This is a genomic window from Haemophilus sp. CCUG 60358 (genome assembly GCF_001679485.1).
GTDB lineage: Bacteria > Pseudomonadota > Gammaproteobacteria > Enterobacterales > Pasteurellaceae > Haemophilus_D.
Map to the genome: position 1 here is coordinate 387,520 of NZ_LZOZ01000014.1, position 12,613 is coordinate 400,132.

Annotated in this window: 9 protein-coding genes; 7 read left to right on the forward strand and 2 right to left on the reverse strand. The window is 39.9% G+C overall.

The features are described 5' to 3' along the window. Positions 1 to 3,099, reverse strand: a complete 3,099-nt coding sequence (gene fdnG / locus A9500_RS06960; RefSeq protein WP_143421586.1) for a formate dehydrogenase-N subunit alpha — start codon at positions 3,097 to 3,099, stop codon at positions 1 to 3. Between the two features lie 275 nt (positions 3,100 to 3,374). Between fdnG and fdhD the strand changes: the two genes are divergently transcribed. Together fdhD and A9500_RS06975 are read left to right on the forward strand one after the other, a co-directional pair. Continuing rightward, complete coding sequence (gene fdhD, locus A9500_RS06970) at positions 3,375 to 4,184, forward strand: formate dehydrogenase accessory sulfurtransferase FdhD (RefSeq protein WP_065244371.1); 810 nt, start codon at positions 3,375 to 3,377, stop codon at positions 4,182 to 4,184. Between the two features lie 75 nt (positions 4,185 to 4,259). Beyond that, on the forward strand, positions 4,260 to 5,180 hold the full coding sequence (locus A9500_RS06975; RefSeq protein WP_065244372.1) for a glycosyltransferase family 8 protein: 921 nt from the start codon (positions 4,260 to 4,262) through the stop codon (positions 5,178 to 5,180). 55 nt (positions 5,181 to 5,235) lie between these two features. On the opposite strand, the gene A9500_RS06980 is transcribed toward A9500_RS06975, so the two are convergent. After that, the gene (locus A9500_RS06980; protein ID WP_065244373.1) at positions 5,236 to 6,282 is read right to left on the reverse strand and encodes an ABC transporter substrate-binding protein; all 1,047 of its coding nucleotides are present in this window, start codon (positions 6,280 to 6,282) and stop codon (positions 5,236 to 5,238) included. A 147-nt stretch (positions 6,283 to 6,429) separates the two neighbouring features. Here A9500_RS06980 and uvrD point away from each other — a divergent pair, with 147 nt between their 5' ends. From uvrD to A9500_RS07005, 5 genes are all read left to right on the forward strand, one after another. Continuing rightward, the gene (uvrD, locus tag A9500_RS06985) at positions 6,430 to 8,607 is read left to right on the forward strand and encodes a DNA helicase II (protein WP_049370179.1); all 2,178 of its coding nucleotides are present in this window, start codon (positions 6,430 to 6,432) and stop codon (positions 8,605 to 8,607) included. A gap of 108 nt (positions 8,608 to 8,715) precedes the next feature. Next, positions 8,716 to 9,720, forward strand: coding sequence for an ABC transporter permease subunit (locus tag A9500_RS06990; protein ID WP_065244374.1), 1,005 nt, complete (start codon positions 8,716 to 8,718; stop codon positions 9,718 to 9,720). 12 nt (positions 9,721 to 9,732) lie between these two features. After that, a complete protein-coding gene (locus tag A9500_RS06995) occupies positions 9,733 to 10,629 on the forward strand; it encodes an ABC transporter permease subunit (RefSeq protein ID WP_065244375.1) in 897 nt (298 codons plus the stop codon). Between the two features lie 8 nt (positions 10,630 to 10,637). Continuing rightward, positions 10,638 to 11,621, forward strand: coding sequence for a dipeptide ABC transporter ATP-binding protein (gene dppD / locus A9500_RS07000; RefSeq protein WP_065244376.1), 984 nt, complete (start codon positions 10,638 to 10,640; stop codon positions 11,619 to 11,621). Continuing rightward, positions 11,614 to 12,597 (forward strand): peptide ABC transporter ATP-binding protein, encoded by a 984-nt coding sequence (locus A9500_RS07005; RefSeq protein WP_065244377.1) that lies wholly within the window; start codon positions 11,614 to 11,616, stop codon positions 12,595 to 12,597. Before dppD ends, A9500_RS07005 begins: the two co-directional genes overlap by 8 nt. Positions 12,598 to 12,613 lie beyond the last annotated feature (16 nt).

The window sequence follows — 12,613 nt, forward strand, 5'->3', positions numbered from 1 at the left end:
TTATGCCCCCGCCTTCTCGATATTTACCAAGAATGTTTTATATTCTGGTGTTTGTGTAACCGATTCACCCCAAGATGGTGATAAGGTATTGGTGGAGAAACCACGGTTACCTTTACCATTTAAGGCTTTCATCCCCCAGTGAATTGGAAGACCTATATGGTGTACGGTACGTCCGTCGACTTCTAAATCTTTCAAACGTTTTGTTACTACTGCGACGGCTTTAATGTAGCCACGGCGAGAAGTAATTTTCACCATATCACCTTTTTGGATACCTTTTTCTGCCGCTAATTTTTCACCGATTTCCACGAATTGTTGTGGTTGAGCGATGATATTTAATGCAGATTGAGCAGTCCAACTGTGGAAGTGCTCGGTCAAACGATAAGTCGTTGCCACATACGGGAAGTCTTTATTTGAGCCGATAAATTCGCGGTCTTCTTTATAGATACGAACTGTCGGATCTGAGACTACACTTGGATGCAGTGGGTTAGTATCAATTGGGCTTTCAATTGGTTCATAGTGCTCAGGCACTGGACCACTTGTAATTTTATCTACTGCAAATAAACGGCCTACACCTTCTGCAGACATAATGAATGGACCCGCATCAGAGCCTGGTGGTTGTGTACCATAGTCAGCCACATCATGCCAGTTCCAGTTTTTACCGTTCCATTTGATTAATTGACGGTGTTTATCCCAAGGATTACCGTTAATATCAAGTGAAGCACGGCTATAAAGGACACGGCGGTTTGCTGGCCATGCGAAGCCCCAACCTAATGTACAACCTAAACCTGAAGGGTCAGAATTGTCACGGTTTGCCATTTGGTTACCTTTTTCAGTCCATTGACCTACGTATATCCAGTTACCTGCAGAGGTTGTACCATCATCACGTAAGTGAGCGAATCCGCTAAGTAATTGACCTTTTTTATAAACCACATTACCGTTAGCATCTAAAAGATCTTCAAGGGCATAACCATTTAATTCTTTTGCTAACTCTGTGGAGCTTGGTGCATGCGGTTGTACATAGTTCCAAGTCATCGCTTCGAAAGATTCTAAACCTTTTGGTTGAATACCTTTTTTCAAGTCTTCTTGATAGAGATGATGCATCTCTTCACGAATCATAGAAAGAATTTCAACATCTGGTAACGCTTCACCTGGTTGGTCACAGCCTTTCCAGTGCCATTGTGCCCAACGACCGGAGTTGGTAATAGAGCCATCTTCTTCTGCGAAACAAGTAGTTGGTAAACGGAATACTTCAGTTTGAATATCAGCTGGATTTACATCGTTTGATTCACCAAAGTTTTTCCAGAATTCAGAAGATTCAGTTTGAAGCGGATCCATTACGATTAAGAATTTCAATTTGCTCATACCTGCAACAGTTTTGTTTTTGTTCGGTAATGAGTTTAATACGTTGAAACCTTGTAAAATCCAACCGTTCAATTTGCCATCATTCATTAACTTAACATGAGTGATAGGATCGTATAAACGATCTGCTTTTGGTAAGAAATCGAAGCCCCAACCATTTTCTTTGGTTGCTTTATCACCATAGAACGTTTTCATCATACTCACGAAGAATTTCGACGTATTACGATAGTAGTTTGTTTGGTTTGGTACGATATCTTTTGGCGTAATCGCATTAATGTATTGTTCGTAAGAGCTATCTTTGTCATTTGGTAGACGCATATAACCTGGTAAAGACATCGGCAATAAGCCCATATCAGTTGTACCTTGTACGTTTGAGTGTCCACGTAATGCATTAATACCGCCACCTGGCATCCCCATATTACCTAAGAGTAATTGGATCATCGCCATTGAACGAATATTTTGAGTACCGATTGTGTGCTCAGTAAAGCCTAACGCATACAAGTGCGTCATAGTTTTGTTTGGAGCAGAGGTTTTACCAATCTCTTCACAGATTTGTAAGAAGGTTTTTTGTTTGACGCCTGTGATACGCTCAACCATTTTTGGGGTATAGCGAGAGACGTGATCTTTCAAGATATTAATCACACAACGTGGATCTTGTAAGGTCATATCACGTTTAGCAAAACCATTTTCATCAAATTGGTAATTCCATTTTGATTTATCGTAAGCATGTTTTTCTTCATCAAAACCTACGAATAAACCATCTTCGAATTTGAAGCCTTCATCAATTAAGAATGAAGCATTGGTATAGTGTTTAACGTATTCGTGTTGGATTTGATTAGTTTCCAATAGGTAACGGATCACACCCATTAAGAATGCGATATCAGTACCAGAACGAATTGGCGCATGAAGGTCAGCTACAGACGCTGTACGGTTAAAGCGAGGATCAACTACGATGATTTTTGCACCGTTTTTCTTCGCTTCGATCGCCCAACGGAAGCCAACAGGGTGAGCTTCAGCAGGGTTACCGCCTTGAACGATAATAAGATTGGCGTTTTTGATATCAACCCAGCTGTTTGTCATGGCACCGCGACCAAATGATGGAGCAAGACTTGCTACCGTTGGTCCGTGTCAAGTATTCGCTTGGTTACACATCGGTACCATGCCCAACATCCGCACCCATTTATGAGTAAGAAGAGCGGCCTCATTACTCATAGCAGAGGCGGTCATAATACCTGTAGTTGTCCAACGGTTAACAGTTTTGCCACTTGCATCTTTTTCAACAAAGTTAGCATCACGGTCATCTTTAAGTAAACGAGAAACGCGTTTGATTGCATCTTTCCAAGAAATACGTTCCCACTTATCAGAACCTGGTGCACGATATTCAGGATATAGTACGCGACTTTCACTATTAATATAGTCTAACGCACCTGCACCTTTCGGACACAACGCACCACGGCTTATCGGATGGTCTGGGTCACCTTCAAGGTGGAATAATTTAGAACGGGTATTGGTACCTGTGTGGCTGCTTAAGGAATCGTAAGGTTTACCTGTGCTATATAGCAACATACCACAGCTTACAGAACAATATGTACAGGTGTTACGGGATTCAAACGCCCGTAATAATTTGTACTCACGTGGCGCTGCTAAAACAGATGATGGTGCAAAGCCCAACATTGCCGCAGACGTCCCCGCCATACCACCTGCACAGATCTTAAAGAACTTACGTCTAGAGACCTGCATAATCACTCCTTCATAACGGCGAACCGTTAAGATATTTCGATAGTATAAATTCGTATAGATAATTTATTTGATTTCGTTAAAATAACGTATCAACTATTAAATTGATTATAATAATGACCAATTTAAACGGGGGCGATTTTAACTATTTTTTAACCGAAAATCCATAATCAAAACTTGTTATAATCGTTTTAAAACTTGAGCTAGATCACAAAACAAGCATTTTTTGTTAAAAAAAAGTAACATTTTTGCTGTGACCATTTTATTGGGAAAAAATAATGCACTGGATAATCCAAAAAACAATCAATTTTTTTAAAAAAACACCTGAAAATCCGACCGCACTTTTTATTGAAAAACAAGATAGTCTCGCTGCGGAAGTCCCTGTTTCACTTGTCTATAATGGTATTGCGCATACCGTCATGATGTGTTCTCCACAAGATTTAGAGGATTTTGCTTTAGGCTTTTCACTCGCAGAAGGCATTATTGAGAAAAAAGCGGATATTTATGGCATTGATGTGGTGGAAGTATGCAATGGTATTGAAGTGCAAATTGAATTATCTAGCCGCCAATTTGTGGCATTAAAAGATCATCGCCGAACATTAACAGGCAGAACAGGATGTGGTATTTGCGGCACAGAACAAATCTCGCAAGTTTATAAAAAATTGCCAAAATTAGACCGCACTTTCCAATTTAATTTAAATTTATTAGATGGCTGCTTAGAACAATTACAAGCTAATCAAGAACTCGGGAAAGAAACAGGTGCAACACATGCTGCGGCCTTTTTTGATTTGTCCGGTAATTTGCTGGCGATTCGAGAAGATGTGGGGCGACATGTAGCACTAGATAAATTAATCGGCTGGTATACTAAACAGAATCAACCGCAAGGATTTGTACTTGTTTCAAGCCGAGCCAGTTATGAAATGGTTCAAAAATCGGTAGCTTGTGGCATCGAGTTACTTGTTGCGATTTCTGCTGCGACAGATCTTGCTGTCAATATGGCTGAACAACACAATCTTTCCCTTATCGGCTTTGCTCGCACAGGAAAAGCCAATATCTATGCGGGTAAAGAGCGGTTGGTTTTAGCTTAAGTTTTTATAAGGAATTCTAATCCTTTGATTGATGATGATGTTCTCAGAAGCTTTAACTGTAAAATTGGAATAAATATGACAACAAATAAAATAAATATTGCACTTTGTGCAGATAAAAATTACCTAGAACCACTTGAAATCTTATTAAAATCTATTTGCTACCATAACTCTCAGGTGCATATCTATATTATTCATACCGACATTCCAGAAGATTGGCTGATTACTCAAGCTCAAAATCTCACGAAGTTTAACAATCACCTTTCACCTATTTGGTTAAATGAGGCTAATCCAGATATTCAACGTTTAAACCAAAAAATAATGCCCAATTCATTAGCTATCAACGAAATCATAAAACAACTACCTAATAAATTAAAACATGTTAATGAACTCACTTATGCGCGATTCTTAATTCCAGAATTAATTCAAGAAGAGCGGGTGCTTTATTTAGATAGCGATGTTGTTGTAAATTCATCATTATCAAATTTATTTCATGTTGATATGAAAGGCTGTCCGATTGCGGCTATTGATGACTATAATTTATCAAATGAAAATACACCTCACTGGTATGTTTTAAACACGCCCAAAGAACTAGAATCATGTATTTCTTACCGAGGTGGAGAAAATTTTAAACCTTATTTTAATGCAGGTGTAATATTATGGGATTTAGTAAAATGTAGAGAAGAAAATATGACGAGTAAACTGTTAGCTACAGCATTATATTATTCAGATGTACTCTACGCAGATCAAGATATTTTGAACTTTGTTCTATTTAATCGCTGGCTAAGAATTGATGTTCGCTATAATGTTCAAGCTCACTATAACTTCACATTTTTACCATTAGTAACTGAATCTCCATGGATTATTCACTATATAACAGATAGAAAGCCTTGGATACCTGAATATAAAGACGAAACAATTTTTCATTCAGTGTACCATTATTATAAGAATCTAACTTGGCAAAGTATTCAAGAGTATTATTTATCTAAGAATCTATAAAAACAAGTGCGGTCAAAAACATTCTTATTTTGACCGCACTTTTTGTTTATTCCTTTTATTCTTTTGGTGATTTACCCTCTAAGAGTACTTCAGAAACCCAGCGTTGGGTGAGGCGTTTGCCTTCTTGATCTGTACCAAATTTCATAAAATCAATATCCACCAGTTTTAATTTGCTAGCAGGTAGGAAACCTGGTGCAGGTTCTGCATGGATATTGGTTGGAAGTTGATAAGAGTCTGATTCTTTCCAAGGAATTTCTTGGGCTTCTTTGCTTAGCATGAAATCCATAAACAGTTTGGCATTATCAAGATTTCTAGCTCCTTTAATGATGCTTGCCCCGCCTAAAGAATAGCCCACGCCTTCGCATGGTAAAATGCCTTCAACTGGTGCACCATTTTTCTTCTCACGCGGATAAACCAACATAAAACCTAAATCAATCGCTACGGTACCGTTAGCCAAATAGTTGCTGGCAAGGCCTGTTTTGGTATGTTGCATTAGATTGGGTTCTAGTTTTTTCAGATAGTCAAAGGCTTTTTCTTCTCCCCATAATGTGGAAAAGGTGCTGATAAGGGAATAGCCCGTGCCTGATACACGCGGATCAGGATATTGAATTTGTCCTTGATATTCAGGTTTGATGAGATCCGCATAGCATTGTGGTGCAGGAATATTCAATTCTTTTAATTTTTTAGTATTGACCCCAATGCCAAGTTCCATTAAGTAAATAACAGAAGTGAAATTACCACGTTGCTCCATTAAAGATTTAAACTGGGGCATGATGTCTTTTTGTAATGGGGAGCGATAGGATTCAAGTAAGCCTAATTCTGCGGCTTGAAGATGGGGTTCAATGGTGCCACCAAACCAGAAATCAGCTTGTGGGTTTTCTTTTTCAGCTTTAATTTTGCCTAATACGACGCCTGTACTATTACGCACAAATTGTGCATCTACATTGTATTTTTTACTAAAGGCTTGCGTGACTTTTTCACATACAACGTTTTGTACACTACAATAAACAGTGAGTTTACCTTCAGCCTGCGCATGAGATGTGAAGGAGAGTGCCGCAAGGGTAGAAAGTGCGGTCAATTTTAATGTTGTTTTAATTAGCATATAGGTTCTCTTTTTTAATCTTAGTTATCGTTCTTGTTTGGGCCGCTCATATTAAGCGGACGGAGGAAATTTGTAAACATTAGGATTGTTTAAAAATATAATTCCCACTATAATCCCTGTAAATTTAACCAGATTAAAATAAGAGCGATGGATATTTCAGAATTACTTGATGGCTTGAATGATAAACAACGTGAAGCAGTGGCAGCACCACTTGGTAATTACCTTGTGCTTGCTGGTGCAGGAAGTGGCAAAACTCGTGTATTGACTCATCGTATTGCTTGGTTGATTGCCGTAGAAAATATTTCTGAAGGCAGCATTATGGCGGTCACCTTTACCAATAAAGCCGCTGCTGAAATGCGTCATCGTATTCAAGATACCTTATCCAAACATGCTCAATCGAATCTATTTGGTATGTGGATTGGGACATTCCATAGCATTGCCCATCGATTATTACGCGCTCACCATTTAGATGTGAACTTGCCACAAGACTTCCAAATTTTGGATTCTGAAGACCAACTTCGTTTAGTAAAACGCTTGATGAAATTGCACAATTATGACGATAAAGCATTTCCACCAAAACAAGCGTGTTGGTATATCAATAATAAAAAAGATGAAGGTTTAAGACCGCAAGATATTAATGATTTTGGTGATCGTCAGGAAAAAGAGTGGATTAAGATTTATCAAATTTATCAAGATACTTGTGATCGTGCGGGCTTGGTGGATTTTGCTGAATTGTTAATTCGTGCGTATGAATTATTTGCTAAAAAGCCTGTGATTTTGCAACGCTATCAGCAACGTTTTCAGCACATTTTGGTGGATGAGTTTCAAGATACCAATAAAATCCAATATGCCTGGATTAAAATTCTTGCCGGTAATACGGGCAAAGTGATGATTGTGGGCGATGATGACCAATCCATTTATGGTTGGCGTGGTGCACAGGTCGAAAATATTCAAAAATTCCTAAAAGATTTCAACGCTGAAACGATTCGTTTGGAGCAAAATTATCGTTCTACTGGCAATATTCTGAAAAGTGCCAACCAACTTATTTCGAATAATAGTGATCGTCTCGGTAAGAATTTATGGACCGACGGTGAAATGGGTGAGCCAGTGGGTATTTATGCAGCATTTAATGAGTTAGATGAAGCTAAATTTGTGGCGTCTCAGATCCAAAATTGGGTAGATGACGGTGGGAAATTAGATGATTGTGCTGTTTTATATCGTAGTAATAGCCAATCTCGTGTTATTGAAGAAGCCTTAATTCGTTGTCAAATTCCTTATCGAATTTATGGCGGGATGCGATTCTTCGAACGCCAAGAAATTAAAGATGCATTGGCGTATTTACGCTTAATTAATAATCGTCAAGATGACGCCGCGTTTGAACGTGTGATTAATACACCTACGCGTGGTATTGGCGATCGTACTTTAGATGTGTTACGAAATTTAACCCGTGAACGTCAAATTACCTTATGGCAAGCCGTGCAAGTGGCCACACAAGAAAATATGCTAACGGGACGTGCTTCAACCGCATTACTTCGTTTCCAGGAGTTGATTAATTCTTTACAGGTTGATACAGCCGAAATGCCATTGTTTGCACAAACTGATTTCGTGATTAAACATTCTGGCTTATACGATATGTATAAACAGGAAAAAGGCGAGAAAGGTGAAGTGCGTATTGAAAACTTAGAAGAATTGGTGACGGCAACCCGAGAATTTATCAAACCTGATGACGCAGAGGATATGACCGATCTTACCGCTTTTTTAACTCATGCTTCTTTAGAAGCGGGAGAAGAGCAGGCTTCGCCGCATCAATCTTGTGTGGAAATGATGACCTTACACTCTGCAAAAGGCTTGGAGTTCCCGCGCGTATTTATGGTGGGGGTAGAAGAGGGCGTATTTCCAAGTTTCCGTTCATTTGAAGAGCCTGGTCGTTTGGAGGAAGAACGCCGTCTTGCTTATGTGGGCATTACTCGAGCGAAGCAAAAACTCACCATTTGTTATGCGGAAAGCCGTCGTGTTTATACGAAAGAAGAACGTCATTTGCCTTCGCGATTTATCACAGAATTACCATCAGAATGCATTCAAGAAATCCGTTTGCGCGGAACGGTGACTCGGGCATTAAACCAAGCGAAAGTAGGAAGTTTAAGCACGAGTTTGCCAGAAAATGAATGGAAAATGGGGCAAAAAGTGAAACATGAAAAGTTTGGTTTTGGCACAGTTATAAACGTTGAAGGCTCAGATAATAACACCCGTTTACAAATTGCTTTCCAAGCTCAAGGCATTAAGTGGCTGATTGCGCATTTGGCAAAATTAGAAAAAGTGCGGTAGAATCGGGAGGATTTTATTGCAACGAGTATGAATATTAGTGTTCATATTCAATATGCCAGTGCGAAAACGTTCGCAGAAACAACCGCACTTTTATCATGTGGGAAGTAGATGTTTAAATTTATTTTAAAACGCATTTTAATGGTGATTCCTACCTTTATCGCCATTACTTTTGTGACTTTTGCTCTCATTCATTTTATTCCGGGTGATCCCGTGGAGATTATGATGGGAGAGCGAGGTTTAACGCCAGAAGTTCATCAACAAATGATGAAACAACTTGGTCTTGATTTACCGTTGTATCAGCAATATTTCAATTATATTGGCAATGTGATACAAGGCGATTTTGGTGAGTCATTCCGTACTCGACAGCCTGTTCTGACTGAATTTTTCACACTCTTTCCTGCCACGTTTGAATTAGCTTTCTTTGCGCTATTTTGGTCGTTAATTACGGGTATTACGCTCGGAACGATTGCGGCCGTCAAAAAAGATAGTTGGATTTCTCATACTGTGACGGCCATGTCATTAACGGGTTATTCCATGCCAATTTTCTGGTGGGGATTGATTTTGATTTTATATGTTTCACCTTGGTTTGGTTTGCCACAAGGGGGACGTTTAGAAGACAGTTTCTGGATCGATACACCAACCGGTTTTATGTTAATCGATACTTGGCTTTCAGGTGTACCAGGTGCTTTTGAAAATGCAGTTAAGTCATTGATTCTCCCTGCTGTTGTGCTAGGTACCATTCCACTTGCGGTGATTACCCGAATGACTCGCTCCTCAATGTTGGAAGTATTAGGGGAAGATTATATTCGTACCGCAAAAGCGAAAGGCTTAAGTTATACCCGAATTGTAATTTTTCATGCGCTGCGCAATGCACTTATCCCTGTTGTAACCGTTGTGGGCTTGATTGTAGGACAATTATTATCCGGTGCGGTTTTAACCGAAACAATTTTCTCATGGCCGGGCATTGGTAAATGGATTATTGATGCTATTACCAATCGCGATTATCCCGTCTTACAAGGCGCAGTGTTGATTATTGCTACAATTATTATTGTGGTGAATTTGACGATCGATTTACTTTATGGCGTGGTAAACCCACGTATTCGCCATCAATAAGGAGCCTTATTAATGACGGAACAAACTTTACCTATTGAAACCTTCGCACCGCACACACCGTTGCAGGAGTTTTGGTTTTATTTCAAACAAAATAAAGGGGCGGTGATTGGGCTCACTTTTATCCTTGCTGTTGCATTAATCAGTATTTTTGCCCCTTGGATAGCACCTTTTGATCCTATCGAACAAAATCGTTCAGCGCTATTGTTACCGCCTGCGTGGTATGAAGGCGGCAATTCAGCTTATTTACTGGGTACGGATGACATTGGTCGAGATATTCTTTCTCGCATTATTTATGGTACGCGCATTTCTGTTTTTGCAGGTTTCATTATTGTCATTTTATCTTGCATTTTAGGGACGAGTCTTGGCTTGCTTGCTGGCTATTATGGCGGGGCATTAGATACATTAATTGTTCGTTTTATTGACATTATGTTGGCTATCCCAAACTTGCTTTTAACCATTGTGGTGGTGTCAATTTTAGAGCCTTCTTTAACGAATGCGACGTTGGCGATTGCCGTGGTTTCGATTCCAAGTTATGTGCGCTTAACACGTGCAGCAGTATTAAACGAGAAAAACAGAGATTATGTCACCTCTTCACGAGTGGCAGGAGCAAGCGTATTACGTTTAATGTTTATTGTGATTTTACCGAATTGCCTTGCACCGCTTATCGTACAAATGACGATGGGGATTTCTAATGCGATTTTAGAATTAGCGACTTTAGGTTTCTTAGGTATCGGCGCAAAACCACCAACACCAGAATTGGGTACTATGTTATCTGAATCACGTAGCTTTATGCAGGCGGCAAACTGGTTGGTTACCATTCCAGGTTTAGTGATTTTATCGCTTGTTTTAGCATTTAACTTAATGGGCGACGGGTTGCGTGATGCGCTCGATCCAAAATTAAAACAATAGGGGGCAGAATGGCATTATTAGATGTAAAAGAGCTTTCTGTTCACTTTGGTGATGAAAAAGCACCTTTTAAAGCGGTGGATCGCATTAGCTACCAAGTTAATCAAGGCGAAGTATTAGGCATTGTTGGCGAGTCTGGCTCGGGAAAATCAGTAAGTTCCCTTGCTGTGATGGGCTTAATTGATTTTCCTGGGCGTGTTTCAGCGAAAGGGCTAGAATTTGAAGGTAAAGATCTCTTAAGATTACCGCCAAAAGAAAAGCGGGAATTAGTTGGCGCAGATATTGCCATGATCTTCCAAGACCCGATGACAAGCTTAAATCCTGCTTATACAGTAGGTTTCCAAATTATGGAAGCGATTAAGGCGCATCAAGGCGGCAGCAAAAAAGAACGTCGTGAACGCACCTTAGAGCTATTACGTTTAGTCGGTATTCCTGATCCTGAATCACGTATTGATGTTTATCCGCATCAGCTTTCTGGTGGGATGAGCCAACGCGTTATGATTGCTATGGCGATTGCATGTAAACCGAGATTGCTCATTGCTGATGAACCAACCACCGCACTGGATGTGACCATTCAAGCTCAAATTGTAGATTTGTTGCTTGAGTTACAGCAAAAAGAATGTATGTCGTTGATTCTGATCACGCATGATCTTGCGTTAGTCGCAGAAGCGGCGCATCGTATTATTGTGATGTATGCAGGACAAGTAGTGGAAGAAGGGCGGGCGGAAGATATTTTCCGTGAGCCAAAACATCCTTACACTCAAGCGTTATTGCATTCTTTACCTGAGTTCGCAGAAGGTAAAGCTCGTTTGCAATCTTTACCCGGTGTGGTGCCAGGTAAATACGATCGCCCACAAGGTTGTTTGTTAAATCCACGCTGTCCGTATGCGACCGATCTTTGTCGAAGTGTGGAACCTGAATTACGCCAAGTGGGAAATCGACAAGTTAAATGTCACACCCCATTAAATGCCCAAGGAGAACCAAGCAATGTCTAATGTCGCACAAGAAAATGCACCATTGCTCAATGCTATTGGGCTGAAAAAATATTATCCTGTCAAAAAAGGGATGTTTGCTAAAACACAGCAAGTGAAAGCATTAGATGGTGTGTCTTTTTCCTTAGAGCGTGGCAAAACCCTTGCCGTGGTAGGGGAGTCTGGTTGTGGTAAATCGACACTTGGTCGTCTATTGACGATGATAGAAGAACCGACAGAAGGCGAGTTATATTACAACGGGCAAAATTTCTTAGAGAATGATCACGGAACGAAAGCATTGCGCCGTCAGAAAATCCAAATCGTGTTTCAAAACCCTTACGCATCACTAAATCCGCGTAAGAAAATCGGCACAATTTTGGAAGAACCTTTAGTCATTAATACCAATTTATCAGCTAAAGAACGTAAAGAAAAAGTATTGTCTATGATGGCAAAAGTAGGATTGCGCGCTGAGTTTTACAATCGCTATCCACATATGTTTTCGGGCGGACAACGTCAGCGTATCGCGATTGCCCGTGGTTTAATGCTTGATCCTGACGTGGTTGTAGCGGATGAACCTGTTTCTGCATTAGACGTATCTGTACGAGCACAAGTACTGAATTTGATGATGGATTTACAAGCTGAGCTAGGTTTATCTTATGTCTTTATTTCCCATGATCTTTCGGTGGTTGAACACATTGCTGATGAAGTGATGGTGATGTATTTAGGTCGCTGTGTTGAAATGGGCACAAAAGAGCAGATCTTTAAAAATCCACAACATCCTTATACGCAAGCTTTACTTTCGGCGACACCAAGATTGTCACCTGAATTACGTCGTCAACGGATTAAATTAACCGGAGAATTACCAAGTCCGATTAATCCACCAAAAGGTTGTGCATTTAATCCACGTTGTTGGAAAGCGACCGATAAATGTCGAAATGAGCAGCCTAAATTGGAAAAATACCCTGATGGTAAGCTCATTGCTTGCTTCCATCTCGATTAGAAAAGAGAAAAGAAAA

Coding starts and splice junctions, on each gene's coding strand:
- A9500_RS06975 (WP_065244372.1), top strand. CDS start 4,260: ATGACAACAAATAAAATAAATATTGCACTTTGTGCAGATAAAAATTAC.
- dppD (WP_065244376.1), top strand. CDS start 10,638: ATGGCATTATTAGATGTAAAAGAGCTTTCTGTTCACTTTGGTGATGAA.
- fdhD (WP_065244371.1), top strand. CDS start 3,375: ATGCACTGGATAATCCAAAAAACAATCAATTTTTTTAAAAAAACACCT.
- A9500_RS07005 (WP_065244377.1), top strand. CDS start 11,614: ATGTCTAATGTCGCACAAGAAAATGCACCATTGCTCAATGCTATTGGG.
- A9500_RS06995 (WP_065244375.1), top strand. CDS start 9,733: ATGACGGAACAAACTTTACCTATTGAAACCTTCGCACCGCACACACCG.
- uvrD (WP_049370179.1), top strand. CDS start 6,430: ATGGATATTTCAGAATTACTTGATGGCTTGAATGATAAACAACGTGAA.
- A9500_RS06980 (WP_065244373.1), bottom strand. CDS start 6,282: ATGCTAATTAAAACAACATTAAAATTGACCGCACTTTCTACCCTTGCG.
- A9500_RS06990 (WP_065244374.1), top strand. CDS start 8,716: ATGTTTAAATTTATTTTAAAACGCATTTTAATGGTGATTCCTACCTTT.